Below are 25,210 nucleotides of genomic sequence, written 5' to 3' on the forward strand. Positions count from 1 at the left end.
CGTCGGCTCAGTAGTTCTTCTTCAGGTCCATGCCCGCATAGAGCTGGCCGACCTGGGCTTCATAGCCGTTGAACATCAGCGTCTTGTGGCGCTTGGCGAAGAGCCCGCCGCCATCGCCGATGCGGCGCTCGGTGGCCTGGCTCCAGCGCGGATGGTCGACATTCGGATTGACGTTCGAATAGAAGCCGTATTCCTGTGCCGCCGCCTTGTTCCAGGCCGTGCCCGGCTCCTTCTCGACGAAGCGGATCTTGACAATCGACTTGGCCGACTTGAACCCGTACTTCCACGGCACCACGATGCGCACCGGCGCGCCGTTCTGGTTGGGCAGCACCTCGCCGTACATGCCGAAAGCCAGCAGCGTGAGCGGATGCATGGCCTCGTCCATGCGCAGGCCTTCGGTGTAGGGCCAGTCGAGCACGCGCGAGCCCACGAAGGGCATGGTCTTGGGATCGGCCAGGGTCACGAACTCCACGTACTTCGCATTGCCCTGCGGCTCGACCTTCTTGATGAGCTCGGCCAGCGAATAGCCCACCCATGGAATGACCATCGACCAGCCCTCGACGCAGCGCAGGCGGTAGATGCGCTCTTCCTGCGCACTGAGCTTGAGCAGGTCTTCGATGCCGTACCTGCCGGGCTTCTTGACCAGGCCCTCGACCTCCACGGTCCATGGGCGGGTCTTCAGGGTGCCGGCGTTCTTGACCGGGTCGCCCTTGTCGGTGCCGAACTCGTAGAAGTTGTTGTAGCTCGTCGCGTCCTTGTAGTCGGTGAGCTTTTCCATCGTTTGCGCGCCCGGCACGGCGGACTTCGCGCCCGGAAGCAGCGCCAGCTTGTGCGGGCCCGTGGCCTGGGCGAAAGCCTCGCGCCCCGCAAAGCTCGCCAGCGCAGCACCTGCCGCGCCGCCGGCCATCAACTTGAGCAGATCCCGCCGGCTCTCGTAGACGGCGCGCGGCGTGACCTCGCTCGAGAGCGGGTGGATGAAACCGCTGCTGCGATCCTGCGGACGGAAATGGAACGACATGTGATGGCCTTTCGCGTGAATCGTTGTACTCAGGGTAGTTCGTGGAATCCCCTGGTCCGGTTACGCGCGATCGCTGCGCGTGGTCTCAATTCTTCGCGAAAAGCCGCAACCCTGCCTACAGCGTGCCGTAGCTGTGCAGCCCGCTCAGGAACATGTTCACGCCCAGGAACGCGAAGGTGGTGACCGCCAGGCCGGCCAGCGCCCACCAGGCCGCCACCGTGCCGCGCAGGCCCTTGACCAGCCGCATGTGCAGCCAGGCCGCGTAGTTGAGCCAGACGATCAGGGCCCAGGTTTCCTTCGGGTCCCAGCTCCAGTAGCCGCCCCAGGCGTCGGCCGCCCACAGCGCGCCGAGCACGGTGGCAATGGTGAAGAAGGCGAAGCCGACCGTGATCGACTTGTACATCACGTCGTCGAGCACCTCGTTGGCAGGCAGCCGAGCGGCAATGCGCCTGCGGCCGAGCAGGATGCCCGCGGCAATCAGTGCGGAGATGCCCGCATAGACCACCCAGTAGCTGCCGCCGGCCTCCTGCACGCGCTGGCGGAAGGTCACCGGCACGAAGCACAGCGCCACGCCCAGGAGCCAGATCGGCGTGAGCTTGTACCAGCGCGTTTCCTGCGCCTGCTCCTTGATGAGATAGGCGAAGGCCACCATGGCCGCGAGCGCGAAGGTGCCGTAGCCGATGAAGTTGGCGGGCACGTGCAGCTTCATCCACCAGCTCTGCAGCGCCGGCACCAGCGGCTGGATCTCGTGCGCATTGCGCACCAGCGTGTACCAGAGCAGGAAGCCGACCGCCGCGCTCACCACCAGCATCACGAAGGCGCCGAGCGTGCGCGTGCCGTAGCGCGATTCGAAGTAGAGGTAGAAGGCCGTCGTGAGCCAGCAAAAGAGCACGAACACTTCGTACAGGTTGCTGACGGGAATGTGGCCGATGTCCGGCCCCAGCAGGTGGCTCTCGTACCAGCGCACCATGGTGCCGATGAGCGCCATGGCAATGGCGGCCCAGGCCAGCCGGGAGCCGATCAGGTCGAAGGTGTCGCCCTGCTTGCCGCCGAAGAACCCGAGCCAGTAGAACAGCGTGCTCATGAAAAACAGCACGCTCATCCAGAGAATGGCCGACTGGCTCGACAGGAAGTACTTGAGCCAGAACACCGTGTCCGCGCGCGCCAGGTCGCCCTGGTAGGAACTGATGGCCAGCAGCGAGGCCGCGGCCACCACGATGGCCAGCACCCGCAGCGGACGCCAGAACCAGCCGATCGCAATGACCGAGATCATCGCGGCGGCGAGGATGGGTTTCTCGTACGAGTCCATCGAGCCCGCGTACCGGGCAAACGCAAAAAGACCGCCTGCCAGCACCAGTGCCGCAAACACCCAGTCGAAAAGGTTGCGCCGCGAAAACCAGCTTTCGTGCAGCGTGAGGGTGGTGGTGTTCATGGTGACGCCGGTCCTTCTTTCTTCAAGGCAAGCAGCTTGTGCTTGAGGTGCTCGAACTCGCGATCGCTGTCGATCGTCTTGCGGTTGACCGAGAAAGCCATCGTGGCGGCCGTGGTGTTGTCTCCGGAGCCCGCGCCGTCGGGGGTGAGCCACACCCAGAGCCGGCGCTCGCGCACGTACAGCATGGCAAAAATCCCGACGATCAGCAACAGGCAGCCCAGATAGACCACGTTCTTGCCGGGCGCGCGCGCCACCTGGAACACGCTGGCCTGCACCTGGGTGAAGTCGGTCATCATCATGGCGACCGGTGCCGGATAGAAGTACGCGTCGCTGATGGCCAGCACCGCCTGGGTCAGGAAGGCCTGCGACTTCTCGTCGCTCGGCAGTGCCGCGAGCCCCGCGCCCTCGCGGCTCAGGTTGAGCGCCTCGAACAGCACATCGTTGAGGATGCGCACCAGCACCGCGCCGGCACGTTCGCGCTCGGCCTCGGGCACGTTGGCTTCCATGAATTCCGCAATCGCCTGCCAGCCACCCAGGGTGGTGGCGTCGGCCTTGGCGCGCTCGCTGCCGGCAAACAGGGCGAGCGCGCGCGCCGCCGAAACGCGCAGCTGCTCGGCCATCTCGGGCCGCTTCGGATCGACCGCCTTGGCGATGTAGCGCTCGACCGCGCGGTTGCGGGTGTCGGCATCGGCCAGCGCGGTGCGCATGCGCACGAAGCTGTCCATGGAGCCTTGTTCGTCGGCCGGCACGCGCAGGTAGCGGAACGGCTCCTCGGGCTTCTCGCGCATGCCGAGCAGGAACACCGGCTGCCCGTCGCCGGTGTCGACCGGCACCATGTAGTTCTGGTACTCCCGCGCCTGCCCCGCGGCATCGCGCAGCTTGTAGCCGATGCTCGGGCCGATGTTGCGCAGCACCTTCGGCTTGCTGGTCTTGTTGGCGGCGCCCAGGCGCGATTCGATGTCGTGGCGCAGGTCGACCTTGCGCACGTCGGCGCCGCTGCCCATGGCGCCGCCGTCGGCAAAGTTCTCGACATTGATCACGCGCAGCGCGGCGTATTCGAGCGTGAGCTTTTCCTTTCCGTTGGTAATTTCGGTGCTCGGCCCGCCGATGACGCCCTCGACCTCGAAGGGCTTGGCCGCGGCCGCCATCGGCACCGCCTTGAGCTTCACCTTGGAGCCGCCGTCGTCGAAGCTCGACTGGTAGATTTCCACGCCCTTGTAGCTGGCCGGATGGTTGACCTCGATGCGCGCGGGCACCTGGGCGCCGGTCTCGCGATCGTGCAGCACCACCTCGCTCGCGAACAGCTTGGGCATGCCGGTCGAGTAGTAGTCGACGATGAATTTCTTGAGTTCGATCGAGAACGGCAGCTCCTGCAGCAGCACGCCGTCGGACTGCTGCAGGATGGCCACGCTGCCCTGCGCGCCCTCGGGCACCAGGATGTTGCCGCGGAAGGTCGGGTTGCGCGGCGACAGCCGGTGCTGCGCCGGCACGTCGGCAATCATGCCGCCGCCGGTGAACACGCTCTTGCCGTTGAACCAGGTCTGGGCCCGCACCACCAGGTCGCCATCGAGCAGGCCGCCGATGCACACCAGCACGATCGCGCTGTGGGCGGCGATGTAGCCCAGCTTGTGGGCGCCGCCCGCGCGCGCGGCCACCATCCAGCCGGCTTCGGCATGGCCGCCCGCGGCTTCGCGCTGCTGGAGCTTGACCTTCCATCCGCCGCTCACCAGCAGCTGGCCGATGCGGTTGGCGGCCGCGGCGGGCGCCTCGTCGAGCCGGGTCTCGGCGCGCTGGCCGAAGGCCTTGAGGCTCTGCGCGCGGATGCCTTCCTTGAAGGTCTTCAGGTCGATGAAGATGCGCGGCGTGTTGCGCGCAATGCAGAGCGTCGTGCTGATCACCAGGAACAGCAGGATCAGCAGGAACCACCAGGCGCTGTAGACCGAATCGAGCTTGGCCGCGCGGAACAATTCGGCCCAGAACGGCCCGAACTGGTTGATGTAGTTGTTGACCGACTCGTGCTGCTTGAGCACCGTGCCGATGATCGATGCAATGCAGATGACGGTGAGCAGCGCAATCGCGAAGCGCATCGACGAAAACAGCTCCACCGCAGCGCGAAGCACTTGCGGGCCGCGATGAACGCGAAGGCCGTGGGTGGAGACAGACATCGGTCGATGGGAAAAAAGGAACAGGGAAAAAGCAAAGGGCGGGCCATCCAGCTGGATCGGCCCGCCCTCTGTTTGGGTTTTTTATCGGCGGTTAGTTCACGCTGAAGCGCGTGGTGTCAGCGCAGGCCGGCGATGTAATCTGCAACAGCCTTGATTTCGCGGTCGTTGAGCTTTGCGGCCACGCCGGTCATGGGAGCGCTGTTCTGGCGCACGTTGTCCCGGAAAGCAACAAGCTGTGCCACCGTGTAGTCGGCATGCTGGCCACCCAGGCGCGGGTATTGCGCGGGCATGCCGGCGCCGTTGGGGCTGTGGCAGCCGGCGCAGGCCGGGATCTGGCGATCGGCAATGCCGCCGCGGTAGATCTTCTCACCCAGCGCGACCAGGTCCTTCTCCTTGGAGAAGCCGGTCTTGACCTTCTTCGAGCCCACGAACCAGGCGATGTTGCGCATGTCCTCGTCGGACAGCTTGGCGGCCAGGGGCTGCATGATCGGGCTCTTGCGCTTGCCGGACTTGAAGTCCTGCAACTGCTTGAGGATGTACTCGGGGTGCTGCTGCGCCAGCTTGGGGTTGGCCGCAATGGCCGAGTTGCCGTCTGCGTTGTGGCAGGAAGCACAGGCCTGGGCGGCGGAATTGAACACCGCGTCGCCCTTGGCGGGATCGGGCTTGGCCGGCTTGGCCGCGGCGGCTGCAGCCGGTGCGGCGGCAGGATCGTCAGCCGCAAGGCTCGCGCTGGCTGCGACGCCCATGAGGGCTGCAAGCAGAAAATTGGCAAACAACTTCATATCGGGGGCTCGATTTATTGGCGCAAAACCGCGCGATTCTACAATGGCAGCCCGTTCCGAAAGCTCATTGATGATCACCCCGTCGCGCAAGCACGCTGCTCCCCCTTCCCGCGCGACCCCTGCCGTCGACCCTCTTGTCGCCGAGCGCGAGCGCATCGCGCTCGGCTGGCTGCATACGGCGCACTTCCTCACCAGCGCCCCGCAGCTGGAGCATCTGCCCCCGCTCGACCTGCCCGAGATCGCCTTTGTCGGCCGTTCGAACGCGGGCAAATCGACCGCGATCAACACGCTCACGCAGCAGACGCGCCTGGCCTTCGCTTCCAAGACGCCGGGCCGCACGCAGCACATCAACCTGTTCGGCGTCGGCAAGCAGAAAGCCGACGACGCCGTGCTGGCCGACCTGCCCGGCTACGGCTATGCCGCCGTTCCCAGGGAAGCCAAGCTGCGCTGGCAGCGTGTCATGGGCAACTACCTGATGACGCGCGAGAACCTGCGCGGCGTGGTGCTGATGTGCGACCCGCGCCACGGCCTGACCGAGCTCGACGAGATCCTGCTCGACGTGATCCGTCCGCGCGTGGAGCAGGGGCTCAAGTTCCTCGTGCTCCTGACCAAGGCCGACAAGCTCACGCGCAGCGAGGGCGCCAAGGTGCTGTCCATTACGCGACTGCAGGCCGGCGGCGGCGAGGTCAAACTGTTCTCTGCCCTCAAGAAACAGGGCGTGGGCGAAGCCGCCGAGCTGCTGTGGCGCTGGGCGCATCCGCCCGGGGAAGCACAGGCAGAAGCTGAACAACAGCCCGTGGGACCGGAAGACGCCTAGGGAAACCCGGCTCGTTGCCGTCCCATGCGCGTGATCCACTATCAAAACAATAGCAATGGAAGTTGAAGGAGACAAGGCATGATCGAGACGTTCCAGCGCAGCCTGCCCAACGGAATCACGCTGAGCTGCCGCGCAACCGGCACGCCCGGGCGACCGCTGATGGTGTTCCTTCATGGTTTTCCCGAAGCCGCGTTCATCTGGGACGAGCTGCTCGAGCATTTCGCTCAGCCTGAACACGGCGGCTATCGCTGCATCGCGCCCAATCTGCGCGGCTTCGAGAAGTCGAGCGCACCCACCGAGGTGGCAGCGTACAAGGCCCACCTGCTGATCCAGGACATTCAGCAACTCGTGGCCACCGAAAGCGCCGACGGCACCATGGCCGCCTTGGTCGCGCATGACTGGGGTGGCGCTTTCGGCTGGGGCTATGCCAATGCTTTTCCGCAGCAGGTCGGCCGGCTGGTCATCATCAATTCGCCGCACCCCGGCACCTTCACACGCGAACTGCGCCACAACCCGGCACAGCAGCAAGCCAGCGCCTACATGAACTTTCTCGCGCGGCCCGATGCCGAGGCCCTGCTCTCGGCCGACGACTTCAAGCGCATGTGGCCCTTCTTCACCCTGATGAAGGCCGGGCCCGACGGCTTCGGCTGGCTGACCGAAGACGTGAAGCAGCAATACCGCGAGGTATGGAATGCGGGCCTCACGGGCGCCTGCAATCTCTATCGCGTCACGCCGATGAAACCGCCGCTGCCGGGCCAGGCCATCGACGGCATTCCGGTGCTGCCGCGCGAGCGGCTCACCATCGACGTGCCGACCTTCGTCTTCTGGGCGCTCGACGATGCCGCACTGCTGCCGGGCCTGCTCGAAGGCCTGGAGGACTACGTGCCGAAGCTCGAGGTCAAGAAGGTGCCCAACGCAACCCACTGGATCGTGCACGAGCAGCCGCAGCTGGTCGCGCGCGAGATCGAGGCCTTCCTGCAGCGCAGCTGAAGCCGCCGCGGCGCCGCCATCAATAGATCGGCGGCGCGCCTTCGGGCCGCGTCTTGAAGCGGCGGTGCACCCAGTAGTACTGCGAAGGCATCGTGTCGATGTAGCCCTGCAGCCGCTGGTTCATGAGCGCCGTGTCGGCCTCGACATCGTCGGTCGGAAAGTTCTGCCAGGCCGGCCGCACTTCGATCTCGTAGCCGCCAGGCGTGAGCTTCGCGACCACCGGCACCACCTTCGCCTTGCCCAGCCGCGCAAAGCGCGAGAGCGAGGGTACCGTGGCCGCCTGCACGCCGTAGAACGGCACGAAGATCGTCTGGTCGCGGCCGAAGTCCATGTCGGGCAGCAGGTACAGGAGGCCGCCCTTGCGCAGGCCTGCGAGCACCGGCTTGATGCCATCGACGCGGTTCAGCGCCGCCACGTTGCCGAAGCGCGTGCGGCCTTCGCGAATCCACTCGTCGACCATCGGATCGCGCTGGGTCGTGTAGATGGTGGCCGAGGGCCGGGCCGTGTGCATGGTCAGCGCAGTGGCCGCCGCGTCGAGGCCATAGAAATGCGGCGCGAACAGGATCATCGGCTCGTCGCCATCGGCAATCTCGCCAATCTCCCGGGCCGCGCCGACCACCTTGAGCCGGCTGGCCACCACCTTTTCAGGTGCATGCCAGAGCCAGCTGCGATCGAGCCACGACTGCGCCACGTACACGAAGGTCTCGCGCGCGATGCGGCGCCGTTCGGCTTCGGTTTTGTCGGGGAAGCACACCGCCAGGTTGGTATCGACCACGCGCCGGCGCGGCAAGGCGATGGTGTGCAGCACGCGGCCGAGCAGCGCGCCGAAACCGCGGACCAATGGCAGAGGCAGCGGCGCAATCGCGCGCATGAAGGCGATGCCGAGCCGGGAGCCGAGACTCATCGTGCCTGCTCCCCGGGCTGGGCCGCCACCGCGGTTTCGCCGCGCGGCTCCTTGTAGCGCGCGTAGTCCCACACGTACTGCCCCGGCAGGCTGTGGATCAGGCGCCCGATGCCGTCGTTCATGGCGGCGGCCGCGGCCTCGATGGGCGCGGCCGGATCAGTGAGCGGCGTGCCCACGATCGGCTCGAAGCGGATCACGTAGCCCGCGCCGCGCGGCAGCCTTTCGCACACGCTCAGGAAGCAGGCCGCACCGGTCTGCTGCGCGAGGCGCGGCAGCAGCGTCATGGTGTAGGCCGGCCGGCCGAGAAAGGGCGCCCACACGCCCTGCCCCAGCGGCGGCACCTGGTCGGGCAGGATGCCGGTGTAGCCGCCGCTGCGCAGCGTGCGGATGAGGCCGCGCACGCCGGTGTTGTTGGTGGGCAGCGTCTGCAGGCCGGGCCGGTCGCGCGAGCCGGCGGCGATGAGCTCGGCCATCCATTTCTTGCGCGCGGGGCGGAACAGCGCGGTGATTGGCCCGAAGGTCTCGAGAAAGCGCTCGCCGATCGCCTGGCCGCACATCTCCCAGCTGCCCAGGTGCGGCGCCACGAGGATCACGCCCTTCTTCTCCCGCATGGCCGCCTCGAAGGCCTCCACGCCTTCCCAGCGCACCACGCGCCGCAGCACGCTCTCGCCCTGCGGACGCAGCCAGAGCCAGGGCAGCTCGGCAGCCATCTGGCCGGCGGCCGCGATGGCGGGGCGGTACTGTTCGGAGGTGAAGCCCGCGCTCTCCGCATTGGCCTTGAAGCGGCGGCGGTAGTCCGGCGCGCAATACCAGACGATCCAGCCCAGCAGCGCGCCGAGCCGATGCATCACGGGCATCGGTACGCGGGCAAGCAGGCGGAACAGGGTGACCATGGGCAACAGGGAGTGAAAACCAGGACGCGCGCGCACGATTTGGCGCGGCTCGAATAGAATGCAAATTGTCGCCGAGTTACGGAACAACTTGCAGGGCGACAAACACAAGCGCAAAAGCGATTGTGCCCCGCCGATTCATCGGCATCTGCTAAAGCGTTCGCCAGGGCTCCGCAGAGTTGGCAACGCGCCAAATCACTTCAAGGAGCTTTGAACAAAATGGCGAACGACTTCCTCTTCACCTCCGAATCGGTTTCCGAAGGCCACCCCGACAAGGTCGCCGACCAGATCTCGGACGCCATCCTGGACGCGATCTTCGAGCAGGACCCGCGCAGCCGCGTGGCCGCCGAAACGCTCACCAACACCGGCCTCGTGGTGCTCGCCGGCGAAATCACGACCAACGCGCACGTCGACTACATCCAGGTGGCGCGCGACACCATCAAGCGCATCGGCTACGACAACACCGACTACGGCATCGACTACAAGGGCTGCGCCGTGATGGTCTGCTACGACAAGCAGTCCAACGACATCGCCCAGGGCGTGGACCACGCGAGCGACGACCACCTGAACACCGGCGCCGGCGACCAGGGCCTGATGTTCGGCTACGCCTGCGACGAGACGCCCGAGCTGATGCCCGCGCCCATCTACTACGCGCACCGCCTCGTGGAGCGCCAGGCCCAGCTGCGCAAGGACGGCCGCCTGCCGTTCCTGCGGCCCGACGCCAAGAGCCAGGTGACCATGCGCTACGTGGACGGCAAGCCCCACAGCATCGATACCGTGGTGCTCTCCACCCAGCACAGCCCCGACCAGAGCGAAACGCCCACCAAGATGAAGGCCTCGTTCAACGAAGCCATCATCGAGGAGATCATCAAGCCCGTGCTGCCGAAGGAATGGCTCAAGGACACGCGCTACCTGATCAACCCGACCGGGCGCTTCGTCATCGGCGGTCCGCAGGGCGACTGCGGCCTCACGGGCCGCAAGATCATCGTCGACACCTACGGCGGCGCCTGCCCGCATGGCGGCGGCGCGTTCTCGGGCAAGGACCCGTCGAAGGTCGACCGCTCGGCCGCCTACGCCGCGCGCTACGTGGCCAAGAACATCGTCGCCGCCGGCCTCGCGCGCCAGTGCCAGATCCAGGTGGCCTACGCCATCGGCGTGGCCCAGCCGATGAACATCACGGTCTACACCGAAGGCACCGGCGTGATCCCCGACGCCAAGATCGCCGAGCTCGTGCGCGAGTTCTTCGACCTGCGCCCCAAGGGCATCATCCAGATGCTCGACCTGCTGCGCCCGATCTACCAGAAGACCGCCGCCTACGGCCACTTCGGCCGCGAAGAGCCCGAGTTCACCTGGGAAGCGACGACGCAGGCGGCTGCGCTGCGCGCCGCGGCCGGCCTGTAATCCACCGGGGGCTTTCCGCCCCCTCCCCCACGCAAATGCCGGCCTCGCGCCGGCATTTGCGCTTCTGGAATACCCCGGCCGAATTTGCTGGCGGTGCGCGGCGTTGTGTGTAAAACTTGAGCGTCTTGTGAAAATTTTACAAAGGCTCTTGGTGTCGCAATTGCCGGTTCATCCGCCTCCCGCCTCTGTTCCGGCGCCCGATGCCGGCCGGGCACAGCGCATCCATTCGGTCATCGACCTCTGGCTCGGGGAACAACTGCGCAGAAGGCGCCAGGCCCTCGGCCGCTCGCTGCAGCAGGTGGCGCAAGCCTGCGGCATTTCGGTCAGCCTGCTGAGCCAGCTCGAACGCGGGCATCGCTCCATCTCCATGCGCACGCTCGGCGCGCTGGCGCAGGAACTGCAGCTGCCCATCGAGACCCTGGTGCGCAACACCCAGTACAGCGAGGGCGAGGCCGAAGGCGCGGTGGCACGCGCCGGCACGCACAAGCGCATCGACCTCGGCGACAAGGGCATCCACAAGGAAAACCTCACGCCACCCGCCGCCGCGGGTGGCGTCGAGATGTACCGGGCAGTGATCGATCCGGGCGGCTCCACGGGCGACGACCTGTTCTTCACGCGCAAGGGCGAACAGGTCGGCTACGTCATCGAGGGGCAGCTCGAACTCTTCGTGCGCGAGCGCCTGCTCAAGCTGAAGGCCGGCGACAGTTTTTGCTACGACGGGGGCATGCCGCGCCGCTGGCGCAATCCCGGAACCACCCCCACCACCGTCCTTTGGGCGATCACCTGTTCACCCGCATAGGCCCCGATCTTTTTCGAAGAGGAACTCACCATGAAAATCGCTTCTTCCCTCGCAGCCCTCGTGCTGGCCACGCTGACCCTCGCATTCGGCGGCCAGGCCTCGGCCCAGACCGTGCTCAAGGTCGGGTCCACGCCCACCGGCAACCCCTTCACCTTTCTCGACACCAAGACCAACACCATCGACGGCATCATGGCGGACATCGTCAAGGCCGTCGGCAAGACCTCGGGCTTCGAAGTGCAGATCGAGCCGATGCAGTTCTCGGCGCTGATCGGCTCGCTCACGTCCAAGCGCATCGACCTGATCTCGGCCGCGATGTTCATCACGCCGGTGCGCCAGGAGGTTGTGGACTTCTCGCAGCCGATCTACAGCTACGGCGAAGGCATCGTGGTGCCCGTGAAGGACGCCACCGCCTACCGCAGCTTCGCCGAGTTCAAGGGCAAGCGCATGGGCGTCCAGGTGGGCACCGCCTTCGTCGAGCCGCTGCAAAAACTCGGCATCTTCAGCGAGGTCAAGCTCTACGACACCACCGCCGACCTGATGCGCGACGCCAATGCCGGGCGCATCGACGCGGGCGTGCTCGACTCGCCGATTGCCGCCTACGCGATCTCCAAGAACGTGTTCCCGAACCTGCGCCTGGTGACGACCTACCAGCCGACCATGGTCAACAGCATCGGCATCGCCACCCGCAAGGGCGACACCGAAACCATGGCCAAGGTGAACGCGGCACTGACCAAGCTCAAGGCCGACGGCAGCATCGACGCGATCCTCAAGAAGTGGGGCCTCAACAGCTGAGCGGCACTTTCTGCCTGCCCACTGACAGACCCCGCTCATGAGCACCTTCCTGCACAACGTCTGGGAGTTCCTGCCGATCCTGCTCCAGGGCGCCAAGCTCACGGTTCTGGTGACGCTGGGCTCGCTGGTGATCTCCACGCTGCTCGGCCTGGTCTGGGCCGCAATGCGGGTCTCGGGCATTCCGCTGCTCGCGAAGATCAGCGCGGGCGTGATCAACCTGCTGCGCGGCATTCCGATCATCGTGCTGCTGTTCTTCATCTACTTCGTGATGCCGGACTTCGGCATTTCGCTGACAGCGCTGCAGGCGGGCATCCTGGGCCTGGGCATCGCCTACTCGGCCTACCAGTCGGAGAACTTCCGCGCCGGCATCGAGGCCGTGGACCACGGCCAGGTGGAGGCGGCACAGGCCATGGGCATGAGCTGGCGGCTCACGATGCGGCGCGTGGTGCTGCCGCAGGCCTTCCGCATCACGCTGCCCTCCTACGGCAACATCATGATCATGATGCTCAAGGACTCGTCGCAGGCCTCGACCATCACCGTGGCCGAGCTCGCGCTGCAGGGCAAGCTGATCGCCACTTCCACCTTCCAGAACGCCACCGTGTTCTCGCTGGTGGCGCTGCTCTACCTGATCATGTGCGTGCCGCTCATCCTGCTGGTGCGCCACTTCGAGAAGCGGGGCAAGAAATGATCGAGATCCGCGGGCTGCAGAAATCCTTCGGCAGCCACCACGTGCTCAAGGGCATCGACGCCTCCATCTCTCAGGGCGAAGTCGTCTGCATCGTCGGGCCTTCGGGTTCGGGCAAGTCGACCATCCTGCGCTGCATCAACGGGCTCGAGAGCTATTCGGGCGGCAGCGTCGACATCGACGGCCGCCGCGTGGACAACCGCCATGCATCGATCAAGGCGATCCGCGCCGAAGTGGCCATGGTGTTCCAGCGCTTCAACCTGTTCCCGCACCGCACGGTGCTCGAGAACGTGATCGAGGGGCCCGTCTACGTGAAGGGCGAAGACCGCGCCGCCGCCATCGTGCATGCGAAGGAACTGCTCGCGAGCGTCGGCCTGGCCGACAAGGCCGAGGCGCATCCGCCGGAACTCTCGGGCGGGCAGCAGCAGCGCGTGGCCATTGCGCGCGCGCTGGCCATGCGGCCCAAGGCCATCCTGTTCGACGAGCCCACCTCGGCCCTCGACCCCGAACTCGTCGGCGACGTGCTGCAGGTGATGCGCAAGCTCGCCGGCACCGGCATGACGATGGTGGTGGTCACGCACGAGATGCAGTTCGCGCGCGAAGTGGCCGACCGCGTGATCTTCATCGACGGCGGCGTGATCGTCGAACAGGGCCCCGCCGCCGGCTTGCTCAACAACCCGCAGAACCCGCGCACGCAGGACTTCCTGCGCCGCGTGCTCCACCCGATCTGAAAGGCCTTCATGCCGAACGCGCCGCAGGATTTCTTTCCGCTCGCCCCGTCGCTCTGGGCCGCCACCGCGGCGCCCGCACCGGCAACCGCGCCGCTGGACACCGACACGCAGGCCGACGTGATGGTCGTTGGCGCCGGCTACTGTGGCCTCAGCACGGCGCTGCACCTGGCCGAGCGCGGCGTGCGCGTGGTGGTGCTCGAAGCGAAGGAGATCGGCTTCGGCGGCTCGGGCCGCAACGGCGGCCAGGTCATTCCGGGCCTCAAGCACGATCCGAGCGAACTGCTGCGCATGTTCGGCCCCGAAGAAGGCCAGCGCCTGGTCGACTTTGCCAAGGGCACGGCGGACGCGGTGTTCGAGCTGATCGACAAGCACGGCATGGACGTGCCCCGCACGCGCCAGGGCTGGATCCAGGGCGCCCACACGCCGGCCGCCTTGCAGCTGGCCGAGCGCCGCACGCGCGACTGGCAGGCGCAGGGCGTGGCCGCGCGCCAGCTCGGCCGCAACGAGACTGCGCGCCTGCTGGGCACCGACAAGTACTTCGGCGGCTGGCTCGATCCACGTGGCGGCGGCGTGCAGCCGCTGAGCTACGCGCGCGAACTGGCGCGCGCGGCGCAGTCGGCCGGTGTGGCCATCCACACCGGCACGCCCGTGACGCAACTCGTCCAGGCCAACGGCAAATGGCAGGCCGCCACCGCGCGCGGCCCGCGCGTGACGGCCGAGCGCGTGGTGATGTGCACCAACGGCTACACCGACGGCCTGTGGCCCGGCCTGCGCAAGACCATCATCAACGCGAACTCGTTCCAGGTCGCGACCGAGCCGTTGCCCGAGGCAATACGCAAGACCGTGCTGCCCGAAGGCCACGTGTCTTCCGATGCGCGCAACCTCCTGCTGTACTACCGCCTGGACCACGCCGGCCGCTTGCTGATGGGCGGACGCGGCACCTTCCGCGAACCCGACACCGGCCAGCCGGGCGACTGGTCGCACCTGGAGCACGTGGTTGCCAAGCTGTTCCCGCAGGCGGCCGGCGTGCCCATTGCCTACCGCTGGTGCGGCCATGTCGCGATCACGCGCGACTACCTGCCGCACCTGCACGAGCCCGCACCGGGCCTGCTGATCGACATCGGCTGCCAGGGCCGCGGCGTCGGCCTGCAGACGCGCATGGGCCAGGCGCTGGCGCAGTATGTCGCCACAGGGGACAAGAAGGCGCTGCCGGTGCAGCCATCGGACATGCGGCCGTTCCCGCTCTATGGCCTGCGCCGCCTCTATGTGTCGGCCGTGATCGGCTGGTACCGCATGACGGACGGCGGCGTCTGAGCCTCAGAAGCGGTAGGCGCCGCTCAGGCCCACCGTCCAGTTGCGGCCCGGCGCGGGCTCGTAGTAGCGCGCATTGCCCTCGTTGACGATCAGCGAGCCCACGTAGCGGCGGTCGAACAGGTTGTCGACGCGCGCGAAGGCGTCGAGCTCCCAGCGCTCCCATTTCTTCAGATAGCCGGCGTACAGCGCCGCGACGGCATAGCCCGGCGCGCTGGCGGTATTGGCGTCATTGGCCTGCATGCGTCCGAGCGCACGCATCTCGACGCCGGCCCGCCAGCCTTCGGGCGGCACCCAGCCCAGCGATGCGAAGAGCGACTGCCGCGCGATCCCCGGAATGCGGTTGCCCGCCGCCACGGTGTTGGATGCCGCGCAGGGCGACGGCGAGCAGAAGGCATCGCGGTAGCGTGCGTCGAGCCAGGTGTAGGCCAACTGGGTGCGCCAGTGGTTGGCTGTCTCGTGCTGCCAGGCCAGCTCGAAGCCGGTGCGCCGGGTTCGCCCCGCGTTCTGGAAAGTGGCGCGGCCGCCGGTGTTGGTGTCGGTCACGATCTCGTCGCGCGTGCGGGTCTGGAACAGCGCCGCCGTCAGCAGGCCGCCCCCCAATCTTGCCTTCGCGCCCAGTTCGACGCTGTCGTTGACCGAGGGCCGCAGCGCGAAGTTGAGCCCGCTGGCACCGCCTGCGCGATAGGAAAGCTCATTGAGCGTCGGCGTCTCGAAGCCCCGGCCGATCGAGCCATACAGCGCGAGATCGGGCGTGGCCTGGTAGCGCAGCGAAGCCACGGGCAGCGTCTTGCTGTAGCGCGCGCTGCCGCTGTCATCGCGGTTGGCGCCCACGATGTAGCGGTCCTGCGAATCGAAGTGCACGCTGCTTCGGCGCACGCCGGCCTCGAGCGTCCATTGCTCCGCGAGGCGCCAGGTGGCCTGCGCGTAAGGATCGAGGTTCCAGACCTCGTTGCGCTCGCTGCGCCGCAGGTGTCCCTGAACGCCCAGCACGGGCGAGGCCGCGCGTCCGAGGTAGTTCTCGTAGCCGCGGCGCTTCTCGCGCAGGCTGTCGTAGCCCAGGCCCGCCACCAGTTCGAGCGGCCGGTCGGCCAGCTGCAGCGCGGCGGTCCAGCGCAGATCGACCCCGCCGTACTGGCGCGTGAGATCGATCACGCCGCCCGCATGCAGCGGGTTCTGCTGCGCCGACGGCGGGATCGACTGGTACTGCACGGTCTTGCGCTCGCCGCCGTAGACCATGAGCCGCAGCGACTGCGCAGCGGTGATGCGCCGTTCATAGAGCAGGCCCGCTTGCGTCTGCTCCACGGTCTTGCGGGTGTCGAACTGCGTGGCAAGCGGTGCGCTGCGCGGCGCCAGCGCGTACTGCCCGGCCGTGAGGCCCAGCGGATCCTGCGCGCTGACTCGCACGCTGTTGAGCACCAGCGTGAGCTTGTCGCCGTTGTCCAGCGCGATGCCGAGCTTGCCGTTCGCAATGTCGCGCCGCGCCGCGCTGTGCTCGCGCCAGCCGTCGGTCTGGAAGCGGCTGGCATTCAACAGGTAGTCGACCGCGCCCTGCGACCCGCTGGCCTGGAGCGACTGGCGCCAGGTGCCGAAGCTCCCTCCGGCCGCCGAGTACGAAAGCCGCGGCGCCCCCTCGCCCGATGCGGTGAAGGCCTGCAGCACGCCGCCCGACGAATTGCCGTAGAGCGCCGAGAACGGGCCCCGCAATATCTCGATGCGGTCGAGCGAGCCGATGTCGATGTTGGAGGTCTGGCCCTGGCCGTCGGGCAGCGTGGCGGGAATGCCGTCGACATACAGCCGCACGCCGCGCACGCCGAAGGTGGAACGCGCGCCAAAGCCGCGGACGGACAGCTGCAGGTCTTGCGCATAGTTCATGCGGTTCTGCACCTGCAGGCCCGGAACACCGCCCAGGCTTTCGGAAAGATTGACCTGCAGCCGGCTGTCGCGCATCTCGGCGCCATCGACACGGTCCACCGAACCCGGCACGTTGAACGGAGCGACCTCGCCGCGCGGCGTGGAGACGGTGACTGCGGGCAGGCTGCCGCGGTCGGCCAGCGGCTGCGTTTCCTGTTGCTGCTGCGACTGGGCGGCGAGCGGAACTCCCAGCAGGAGCAGGCGGACAGCGGCTGTGGCGGTAGCGGAAAGTGCAGGCTTCTTCATTGCGCCGATTCTGCTTCGGCGTGCGCCCCTGCCCGTACTAGCAGGAACCCGGTCGCAGCGGAATCAGGTTTTTCTGCGCCAGCCGTACCAGCCGCACACGGCAACGGGAACGCCCAGCGCGAACCAGGCCAGCATGTCTCCAAGCCCGCCGTCGCTGAACAGCGCCGAGATCAACCCGACGGTGGTCAGCACGCCGAGCACGATCGGCCAGCCCCACATGTGCCAGAAGCTGTGGCGCTGCTTCATGCCTGCACCTTCATGGCAGGCGCCGGATCAGGCTGCTGCCCGCCATGCTGCGGCCTGTGCCCGGGGCCTGCCGGCACCGGTGCAGCCGGGGCAGGCACGGTGTTGCCGCGCTTGAGCCACAGGTACAGCCCGCTGCCCAGCACGATGATGGTCGCGATGTCGAGCAGCGCCCAGATGATCTGCATCGGCATGCCGGCGTAGTCGCCGAAGTGCAGCGGCTGCGACACCAGCAGCGCCGTCAGGTACCAGGGCATCTTCGGCGCCGCGGTCACCTGGGCCGTCTTGGCGTCGACCAGCACCGGCTGCAGCAGCTTCGAGGTGAAGGGTTCGTTGCCGCGCATGAAGAAGGTGGTGTGGTGCGGGCTCGAGAACGCCGTGCCGGGGAACGCGACGAAGGACAGCTTCATGTCGGGCGTCTGCTGGAGCGTGGCCTCCATCGAGCGCTGCACCGATGCGCGCTGGGCCACGGGCACCGTCGGCTCGTTCTTGTAGGGGGCAAGAAGCGCGCTGAGCTGGTCGTACTGCCAGTACTTGATGACCAGGTCGGCCCAGGTGTTGATCATGCCGGTGGAGCCCACCACGAACAGCCACACCAGCGTGACGATGCCCAGCAGGTTGTGCAGGTCGAGCCACTTCAGGCGCGGGCGCTTCTCGCGCCGCACGGTGCCGAAGTCGAGCTTGCGCATGAACGGCGCGTAGAGCACCACGCCGGAGACGATGGCCACGAGCAGCAGCAAGCCCATGAAGCCCAGGAACAGCTTGCCCGCGAGGCCGGCGAACAGGTCGACGTGCAGCTTGAACATCACGTACATGAAGCCTTCGTCGAGCTTGGGCTGCGCAAGCACGGCGCCGGTGCGCGCGTCCACCGCCACCGACTTGAAGTCGTCCGTGGGTGCAGGAGTTGGCGTGAGCGTGACGAACCAAAGGCCGTCGTCGTCCTCGGGCTGCGAAACGAACTGCACCACGCGGTCGGGGTGCTTCGCACGCGCGGTTTCGAGCACACGGTCCAGGCTCACGCGCGGCGTATTCGCGGGCATCTTGGGCGACTCGACCTCGGTGCCCAGCAGGTGGCCGATCTCGTGATGGAAGATCAGTGGCAAGCCCGTGATGCACAGGAGCAGCATGAACACGGTACAGACCAGGCTGCTCCACTTGTGCACCCAGGCCCAGGTCTTGATCTTTCGGCTGTTCATGTCGTTGCTGCCCTCGTCGAAAGTGAGATATTAAAAACGGTAGGTCGCGCTGGCCACGACGTTGCGGCGCGAGCCGTACCAGCAGTCGCCGCGCGACAGGCAAGTGCTGAAATACGCCTTGTCCGTCACGTTGTTGATGTTGAGCGCATAGCGCCACTGCGCGGTGTCGTAGGCGAACACGAGGTCGGCCAGCGCAACGCCCGGCACGCGCGGTCCCACGCCGAATTGCAGGTCGCGGAACGAGCTCATCACGCGCACGCCGGCACCGGCCGAGAAGCCGCTGACGCCGCCGATGGAGAAGCGGTACTTGGCCCAGACGCTCGCCTGGTGCTTGGGCAGGCCCTCGATCTGCTCGTCGGCGTCGGTGTAGTTGTAGTGCGCGACGAGATCGAGGTTCGGACCGATGGAGCCCTTGGCCTCGAGCTCGACGCCCCGGGTCTTGGTCTTGCCGGCTTGCGTGTACACATTCGGCGACGGCGAAGTGATCTGGTTCTTCTCCCGCAGATCGTAGACCGCCGCGCTGAACGCCAGCGCGCGGTCCTTCGGCTCGTACTTCACGCCGGCTTCCCATTGCTCACCGCGCAAGGGCGTGAAGATCTGTCCGTTGCGCGGCGACTGCGGCGTGAACGACTCGGTGTAGCTGACATACGGCGACCAGCCCGAAGGCATGGCGTACATCAGGCCGAAGCGCTTGGTGGTCGCGCTGCTCTTCTGCTCGTCGCTGCCTGCCGCGCTGGACACCGCCCTGTCGTGCCGCAGGCCCGCCACGAAGATCCAGTTGTCGAGCTTGATCTGGTCCTGCAGGTAGACGCCGGTCTGGCGCTGGCGGGTGCGCGGCAGCGGCGCGCGCGCGGGCAGGTCGACATGGCCGTACACGGGCGCGTAGACGTCGATGGTGTCGAAGGTCGTCGCGCCCCACACGTTCTCGCGTTGCCTGGAAAAATCCGCCCCGACCAGCAGCGTGTGCTTCAGCGCGCCGGTTTCGAAATGGCCCTCGACATGGTTGTCGAGCGTCTGCGTGCGGTTGCGCGTGAGATAGCTGTCGTAGTAGCGGCCAAGCACGCGCTTGAAGATCGGATCGGTGGCGTCCCAGCTTTCGGCGCCGCTGAAGGCGGCGCCATAGTGGTAGCGGTTGTCGTTCTCGTTCTTGGCGTAGCGGAAGTTCTGCCGCACGCGCCAGTTCTCGTTGAACCTGTGCTCGAACTGCCAGCCGAAGGTCTTGCGCTCGCTGTTGTAGTAGTCGAAGCCCGGCTCGCCGATGAAGCGGCTGACGGGAATGCGTCCGTTCGGGTTCGGCAGCAAGGTGCCCTCCCACGGAAGGAACTGCGAGCTGCTGCCGCTCTTGTCCTTTTGCCACAGCCCCTGCAACGTGAGCGAGGTTGCCGCGTTGGGCCGCCAGGTCAGCGAAGGCGCAATGACGCTGCGGTCGTCGGGCACATGGTCAACCTGGGAGTCCGACTTGCGCTGCAATGCGATCAACCGGTACGACAGGCTGCCGTCGGCATTCAGCGGCCCCGTGAGGTCGGCCTGGATCTGCTTGCGGCCGAAGCTGCCGAACTGCACGCCCACTTCGCGCTGGGTTTCCTGCAGCGGACGCTTGCTGACCATGTTGACCACGCCCGCCGCGGTGCCCGCGCCGAACAGCATGCCCGCCGGGCCGCGCAGCACTTCGAGCCGCTCCAGCGTGTAGGGCTCGGTGCGCGTGGTGCTGGTGTAGTAGCCATAGGACTGGCGCAGGCCGTCCAGGTAGACGTCGGGCGTAGCGCCCCGGATGCGCACGGAATCGGTCCGCGAATCCTGGCCATAGGCATCGGAGCGCACCCCGGCCGCATAGTTGAGCGCGTCTTGAAGATTGCCCGCGCCCTGGTCCACCATCTGGTCGCGCGTGACCACGGTGACCGACTGGGGCGTTTCGGCCAGCGGCGTGTCGGTCTTGGTGGCGGTTGCGGCGTTCCTGGCGCGGTAGCCGATCACCGGCGAGGTTGCGGTTTCGGCCTCGGCGCTTGCATCGACCTTCACTTCCGGCAAGGCGCCGGGCGCCGTGGTCTGGGCCAGAACCTGGTGATGCACATAAATCGCCATACAGCCTGCCAGCACCGATGCGACTTTGCGCCCCGCCATCAACCTCTTCATTCCTGCTCCACTCCGTAAAATTATTAAGAACGATTCGCATTCTAATAGTTATAAAGTCTCATTTGTTCCGATTTCCCGGCATCGGCAAGGGGGCGTTCCGGCAGCGCTTGCGCCGGCGGCGCAGCGTGGCGCAGCGCAAAGCGGCTACGATCCCGGCCGCACGCCGTGTGCGTCCCCAGGCCCCATGCCCGACAAGCTCATCGCCTCTTCGTTTCCCGCGCTGCGCGGCCTGGCGCTGTGGCTGGTGGCCGCCGGCATCGCCTGGATGCTCGCCGGCTGCGCCGGCCTGCCACCGCGCACGCCCGAGCCGCCGACGCTGTCGATGGCCGCCTCCCCTTCCACCACGCTCGGCCGCGCCGCGGCCAGCCTGAACGCTGCGCACGACGGCCTGTCGAGCATCCAGCCGCTGGTGGAGGCGTCCTTTGCGCTCGATGCGCGGTTCGAGCTGATGCGGCGGGCCCAGGCCTCCCTGGACGTGCAGACCTACCAGCTCGGCAACGACAAGACCGGCCGCCTGCTGCTGCGCGAACTGCGCGATGCCGCGCGGCGCGGCGTGCGGGTGCGCCTGCTGCTCGACGACTTCCATACAACGGGCATGGACCGCCTGCTGCTCGGCCTGGCCGCGGAACCGAACGCCGAGGTCCGGCTGTTCAACCCCTTCGTGAATGCCCGCGACCACTCGGCCACGCGCTGGCTCGAGTTCTTCGGCGATTTCCGCCGCCTCAACCATCGCATGCACAACAAGCTCTTCGTGGCCGATGGCGCCATGGCCATCGCGGGCGGGCGCAATCTGGCCGACGAATACTTCCTGCGCAGCGAGGGCGCCAACTTCATCGACTTCGAACTGATCATGGCCGGCCCGGTGGTCCCTGAGGCCGCCCGCATCTTCGACACCTACTGGAACAGCGACGTCGTCTACCCGCTCCAGCGGATCGCCGGCGCCAGCGGCACGCCGGAGGCACTGAAGTCAGAGTTCGAAGCCGCCACCTCGCCGGCCCATGCCCCGCCGCCCGACGCTCTGCCCGGCACCGACCTGATGGGCGATCCGCCGCTCAGCGCCCAGCTGGCCGACATCGGCCGCATGAAGTGGATGCGCGCCGACGCCCATGCCGCGGCCGACAGCCCCAACAAGGCGCTGGGCACCCTCGCGTCGCCGGCCGAATCGCTGGCCGCGCGCTTTCATGAAATGACCGCCACGGCGCGCTCGGACGTCGTGGTGATCTCGCCCTACTTCATCCCCGGCGACGAAGGCATGGCCCGCATCCGCGAGGGCCGGGAGCGCGGCGTGCGCATCAGCGTCATCACCAATTCGCTGGCCGACAGCGACGAGCCGCTGGTCAACATCAACTACAACCGCTATCGCGTCGACATGCTGAAGCTGGGCGTGAACCTCTACGAGGTCAGCACCCAGCAGCTCAGGCGCAACCGGCAGCTGCGCGACCTGCTCAAGAAGGCGCGCGGCCGCCTGCATGCCAAGCTCGCGCTGGTCGACCGCGAATGGGTGCTGCTCGGCTCGATGAACCTCGACCCGCGCTCGGCGCGGCTGAACACCGAGTTCGGCGTTCGCGTGCGAAGTTTCGAGCTGACCCAGGCCTTGCTGTATGCCTACCAGCTGGACGACATCGAGGGCGTCTACCGCGTCGTGCTGATGCCCGACGGCGAGAACGTGCAATGGATAGGCACCGGCGACGTGGACAACGAGGTGCTGGACAGCGAGCCCGATTCGAGCCTGCTCACGCGGCTGCAGCTGCTGCTGTTCTCCTGGTTCGTGCCGACCGACCAGCTGTAGCGTACGTCTACAATAGGTAATGAGATCCATTCTCATTAACCGTAAGTAAAACGTCTACAAATTGCAATGAGATCCCGCATCCGGCCGTCAGGCATCGCCTTCGCCTTGCTCCCCCTCGCTTCCATTTCCCCGCTATCCATGGCACAAGGCACCGGCACCGGACAGCCGGACCCAGCGAGCACATCGCTGCCCGAAGTGCATGTTGTCGCCGAGCCCGAATCCGGTGGCTACAACCCCACGACCAGCAGCGGCGCCACGCGCACCAGCACGCCGCTGCGAGAGGTGCCGCAATCGGTGCGCATCGTCTCCAGCCAGCTGATCGAAGACATGGGTGCAACGCGCCTGGCCGATACGGTGGGTTTTGTCAGCGGGATCACGCGCCTCAATGACTTCGGCGGCACCTGGGACAACTTCGGCATTCGCGGGTTCAGCAGTACCGACATGGGATTCCTGGTCAACGGTTTCCCCGGATCGCGCGGCTACAACCCGCCGCGCGACACCGCCACGGTCGAGCGCTTCGAATTCCTCAAGGGTCCGGCTTCGGCCGTCTACGGCAGCAGCGAGCCGGGCGGCACCATCAACATCGTCACGAAAAAGCCGGAGTTCACGCGCCGCAACACGGCCGACTTCAGCATCGGCAGCCAGGGCCTGCGCCGCAGCACGCTGGACAGCACCGGCGCGCTGAGCCGGAACGTGGCCTACCGGCTGAACCTGGCGGTGGAAGAAGGCGACAGCCGAAGCGACCTGCTGAGCAACAGGCGCACCCTGGTCGCGCCCGCGCTGACCTGGGTGATCGACGACAAGACAGTGCTCAACTACGAGTCCGAGTTCCTGCGTTCGAAAACGCCGCTGGACCGCGGGCTGATCAACGTTCGCGGCCTGCTCGGAACCCTGCCGCGCGACCGGGTGCTCAACGAGCCTGGCGACGGCAACATGACGCTCACCAGCAATACGCACCAGCTCGCGCTGGACCGCCAGCTGTCGGAAAACTGGCGCGCGCGCCTCGGTGCGAGCTACAAGGAAAGCACCTTCTCGGGCAACTACACCGAAGCGACTTCGCTGGCCAGCGACAACCGGACGCTCAACCGCCGCGCCACCTGGCGCCAGCTGCCGTCGCGCGACACCTCTTTCCAGGCGGAGCTGGAAGGCAAGTTCACGACCGGCGCCCTGGCCCACACGCTGCTGGTCGGCGTGGAAGCCTCCAGGCTGTGGATGAACACCGAAATCCTCCGCTCGGGCAACTATCCGATCGATATCTACCAGCCCGTCTACGGCAGGCCCCGGCCGCCGCTCACGTCGCTCACCTCCAGTTCGGACGAGCACCAGCGTGCGAGCGCGGTGTTCCTGCAAGACCAGATCAGCCTTTCGCCGCAGTGGAAGCTGCTGGTGGGCGCCCGCTACGACCACTTCAGGCAAAGCATCGAGGACCGCGTGAACCGCAACAGTGCCCAGAAGCACGATGCCGTTTCGCCGCGCGCCGGCCTCACCTACCTGCCGAACGGCTGGAGCTCCTGGTACGTCTCCGCCGGCAAGTCGTTTCGCGGCAACAGCGGCACCGACAAGAACGGCCAGGCCTTCGATCCGCAGCGCTCCACCGCGCTCGAGGCCGGCGTGAAGCTGCAAACGCTGGACCAGCGCCTGGGCGCCAACCTGGCCGTGTTCGACATCAAGAAGACGAACGTGCTGACGGCAAGCGACACCTCCGGCTTCTCCGTTGCGGCCGGCGAGGTCAAGAGCAGCGGCTTCGAGGCGGACGTCTACGGCCAGATCGACAAGAACTGGCGGGTGAGCGGAAATTTCGCCTACGTCGACGCCCGCATCTCGAAGGACGCAACGCTTGCACCCGGCACGCGCATCGTGAACATCCCGAGGACGAGCGCCGGCCTGTTCGCCATCCGCGAGGATGCGCTGGCCGATGGCAGCCGCTATGGCGTCGGTGCCGGCATCAACTACGTCGGCAACCGTTCGGGCAACAGCGCCGACACCTATGCGCTGCCGGCCTACACCACCGTCAAGCTGGTGAGCTTCTGGCAGATCAACAAGACCGCCCGCGTGTCGATCGACGTGCACAACCTCTTCAACAGGAATTTCTACACCGCCTCGTGGGGCAACCTGTATGTGATTCCGGGCGCCAAGCGCAGCGTCGTGGCCAGCCTGAAGCTGGACCTCTGAAGCCCGTGCATTCACCCCGTATCCGCATTTTTTCGACTGGACTCCCCATGATGAACAGGCTGCACCGGATCGCCGCCCTGGCCACGCTCGCAGCGGCGGCCGTACTTTCTTCCGCGGGCGCGCAGGCGCACGGCATCTGGTTCGCCCAGCGCTCGGGCGAACTCGCGTTGATCTATGGCGAAGGCGCCGACGACCTGGACACGGTCAAGCGGCAGCCGCTGATCACCTCGGTCAGCGCCTATGACGCATTCGGGAAACCCGTGCCGACTGCCCTGGAGGTGAATGGACGCCTGCTGCTCGTGGACACCAAGGAGAAACCCGCCATCGTCGCGGCGGTGCTCGACAACGGCATCTGGAGCAAGACGCCGGAAGGCAAATGGCTCAAGAAGGGCAAGAACGAAGTCCCCGGCGCGCTCACGAGCGGCCACAACTTCAAATATGCGGTGCATCTGCGCAGCCCGCTGCGCAGCGCACTGCCGCCGCTGCCCGGGCACGCGCTGCAGATCGTCCCGGTCGATTCCAGCCTGCCCGAGAAGCTCGGGCAGGACCTGCGCTTGCGCGTGCTCTACCAGGGCAAGCCCGTGGCGGGCGCCCTGGTGCTGAGTGATTTTGTCAACGACCCCGACGCCAGGCCGGTGGAAAGCGGCGCCGACGGCAGCGTGGTCATCAAGGTGCGCAACCAGGGACTGAACGTCGTCACCGCCCTGTTGGCCGCACCGCCGGAAGACCCACTCAAGACCGACAAGGTGGAGCACCTGGCATCGCTGTCCTTTGTGCTTGCACACGCGCCGGAATAGCCA

General features: G+C 66.8%; 21 protein-coding genes. 11 read left to right on the forward strand and 10 right to left on the reverse strand.

Annotated features, from left to right (window positions below; genetic code table 11):
- Nucleotides 1-7: 7 nt before the first annotated feature.
- The 4 genes from msrP to EJO66_RS03070 all read right to left on the reverse strand — a co-directional run bounded on the left by msrP (nt 8) and on the right by EJO66_RS03070 (nt 5,397).
- On the reverse strand, nt 8-1,018 hold the full coding sequence (msrP, locus tag EJO66_RS03055; RefSeq protein WP_125964580.1) for a protein-methionine-sulfoxide reductase catalytic subunit MsrP: 1,011 nt from the start codon (nt 1,016-1,018) through the stop codon (nt 8-10).
- Nucleotides 1,019-1,133: 115 nt separating this feature from the next.
- The gene (gene ccsB / locus EJO66_RS03060) at nt 1,134-2,450 is read right to left on the reverse strand and encodes a c-type cytochrome biogenesis protein CcsB (protein ID WP_125964581.1); all 1,317 of its coding nucleotides are present in this window, start codon (nt 2,448-2,450) and stop codon (nt 1,134-1,136) included.
- Nucleotides 2,447-4,615: a cytochrome c biogenesis protein ResB gene (locus tag EJO66_RS03065; RefSeq protein ID WP_124957449.1), complete on the reverse strand. Its 2,169-nt coding sequence runs from the start codon at nt 4,613-4,615 to the stop codon at nt 2,447-2,449. The genes ccsB and EJO66_RS03065 overlap by 4 nt, the downstream gene beginning before the upstream one ends.
- A 116-nt stretch (nt 4,616-4,731) precedes the next feature.
- Nucleotides 4,732-5,397 (reverse strand): c-type cytochrome, encoded by a 666-nt coding sequence (locus EJO66_RS03070; protein WP_124957450.1) that lies wholly within the window; start codon nt 5,395-5,397, stop codon nt 4,732-4,734.
- Nucleotides 5,398-5,467: 70 nt separating this feature from the next.
- On the opposite strand from EJO66_RS03070, the gene yihA reads away from it, so the two are divergent.
- The gene (gene yihA / locus EJO66_RS03075; RefSeq protein ID WP_125964583.1) at nt 5,468-6,214 is read left to right on the forward strand and encodes a ribosome biogenesis GTP-binding protein YihA/YsxC; all 747 of its coding nucleotides are present in this window, start codon (nt 5,468-5,470) and stop codon (nt 6,212-6,214) included.
- A gap of 78 nt (nt 6,215-6,292) precedes the next feature.
- The gene (locus tag EJO66_RS03080; protein ID WP_124957452.1) at nt 6,293-7,204 is read left to right on the forward strand and encodes an alpha/beta fold hydrolase; all 912 of its coding nucleotides are present in this window, start codon (nt 6,293-6,295) and stop codon (nt 7,202-7,204) included.
- 19 nt (nt 7,205-7,223) lie between these two features.
- On the opposite strand, the gene EJO66_RS03085 is transcribed toward EJO66_RS03080, so the two are convergent.
- A complete protein-coding gene (locus EJO66_RS03085) occupies nt 7,224-8,108 on the reverse strand; it encodes an LpxL/LpxP family acyltransferase (protein ID WP_125964584.1) in 885 nt (294 codons plus the stop codon).
- Nucleotides 8,105-9,001, reverse strand: coding sequence for a lysophospholipid acyltransferase family protein (locus EJO66_RS03090; RefSeq protein WP_124957454.1), 897 nt, complete (start codon nt 8,999-9,001; stop codon nt 8,105-8,107). Before EJO66_RS03090 ends, EJO66_RS03085 begins: the two co-directional genes overlap by 4 nt.
- A gap of 216 nt (nt 9,002-9,217) precedes the next feature.
- On the opposite strand from EJO66_RS03090, the gene metK reads away from it, so the two are divergent.
- The 6 genes from metK (at nt 9,218) to EJO66_RS03120 (ending at nt 14,720) form a co-directional block, all read left to right on the forward strand.
- Nucleotides 9,218-10,399 (forward strand): methionine adenosyltransferase, encoded by a 1,182-nt coding sequence (gene metK, locus EJO66_RS03095; protein WP_124957455.1) that lies wholly within the window; start codon nt 9,218-9,220, stop codon nt 10,397-10,399.
- Nucleotides 10,400-10,526: 127 nt separating this feature from the next.
- Nucleotides 10,527-11,198, forward strand: coding sequence for a helix-turn-helix domain-containing protein (locus EJO66_RS03100; RefSeq protein ID WP_240648499.1), 672 nt, complete (start codon nt 10,527-10,529; stop codon nt 11,196-11,198).
- A 30-nt stretch (nt 11,199-11,228) separates the two neighbouring features.
- Nucleotides 11,229-11,990, forward strand: coding sequence for an ABC transporter substrate-binding protein (locus EJO66_RS03105; RefSeq protein ID WP_125964585.1), 762 nt, complete (start codon nt 11,229-11,231; stop codon nt 11,988-11,990).
- A 37-nt stretch (nt 11,991-12,027) separates the two neighbouring features.
- A complete protein-coding gene (locus EJO66_RS03110) occupies nt 12,028-12,678 on the forward strand; it encodes an amino acid ABC transporter permease (protein WP_021005842.1) in 651 nt (216 codons plus the stop codon).
- Nucleotides 12,675-13,406 carry an amino acid ABC transporter ATP-binding protein gene (locus EJO66_RS03115; protein WP_124957457.1) on the forward strand — a complete coding sequence of 244 codons (732 nt, stop codon included), beginning with the start codon at nt 12,675-12,677 and terminating at the stop codon, nt 13,404-13,406. The genes EJO66_RS03110 and EJO66_RS03115 overlap by 4 nt, the downstream gene beginning before the upstream one ends.
- 9 nt (nt 13,407-13,415) lie before the next feature.
- Entirely contained in the window at nt 13,416-14,720 is a 1,305-nt protein-coding gene (locus tag EJO66_RS03120; protein WP_125964586.1) for an NAD(P)/FAD-dependent oxidoreductase, read from the forward strand.
- A gap of 3 nt (nt 14,721-14,723) precedes the next feature.
- Here the strand turns inward: EJO66_RS03120 and EJO66_RS03125 are convergent, their stop codons facing one another.
- From EJO66_RS03125 to EJO66_RS03140, 4 genes are all read right to left on the reverse strand, one after another.
- Nucleotides 14,724-16,877, reverse strand: coding sequence for a TonB-dependent receptor (locus EJO66_RS03125; protein WP_125964587.1), 2,154 nt, complete (start codon nt 16,875-16,877; stop codon nt 14,724-14,726).
- A 63-nt stretch (nt 16,878-16,940) separates the two neighbouring features.
- The gene (locus EJO66_RS03130) at nt 16,941-17,123 is read right to left on the reverse strand and encodes a hypothetical protein (RefSeq protein ID WP_124957460.1); all 183 of its coding nucleotides are present in this window, start codon (nt 17,121-17,123) and stop codon (nt 16,941-16,943) included.
- The gene (locus tag EJO66_RS03135; RefSeq protein WP_124957461.1) at nt 17,120-18,316 is read right to left on the reverse strand and encodes a PepSY-associated TM helix domain-containing protein; all 1,197 of its coding nucleotides are present in this window, start codon (nt 18,314-18,316) and stop codon (nt 17,120-17,122) included. The genes EJO66_RS03130 and EJO66_RS03135 overlap by 4 nt, the downstream gene beginning before the upstream one ends.
- A 30-nt stretch (nt 18,317-18,346) precedes the next feature.
- Nucleotides 18,347-20,449, reverse strand: a complete 2,103-nt coding sequence (locus tag EJO66_RS03140; protein ID WP_125964588.1) for a TonB-dependent siderophore receptor — start codon at nt 20,447-20,449, stop codon at nt 18,347-18,349.
- A gap of 184 nt (nt 20,450-20,633) precedes the next feature.
- Between EJO66_RS03140 and EJO66_RS03145 the strand changes: the two genes are divergently transcribed.
- The 3 genes from EJO66_RS03145 (at nt 20,634) to EJO66_RS03155 (ending at nt 25,207) form a co-directional block, all read left to right on the forward strand.
- Nucleotides 20,634-22,238 (forward strand): phospholipase D family protein, encoded by a 1,605-nt coding sequence (locus EJO66_RS03145; protein ID WP_124957463.1) that lies wholly within the window; start codon nt 20,634-20,636, stop codon nt 22,236-22,238.
- Between the two features lie 66 nt (nt 22,239-22,304).
- Nucleotides 22,305-24,410, forward strand: a complete 2,106-nt coding sequence (locus EJO66_RS03150; protein WP_125964590.1) for a TonB-dependent siderophore receptor — start codon at nt 22,305-22,307, stop codon at nt 24,408-24,410.
- A 47-nt stretch (nt 24,411-24,457) separates the two neighbouring features.
- Nucleotides 24,458-25,207, forward strand: a complete 750-nt coding sequence (locus EJO66_RS03155; protein WP_206168824.1) for a DUF4198 domain-containing protein — start codon at nt 24,458-24,460, stop codon at nt 25,205-25,207.
- Nucleotides 25,208-25,210: the final 3 nt, after the last annotated feature.

The organism is Variovorax beijingensis (genome assembly GCF_003951285.1).
GTDB classification, from domain to species: Bacteria; Pseudomonadota; Gammaproteobacteria; order Burkholderiales; family Burkholderiaceae_C; genus Variovorax; species Variovorax beijingensis.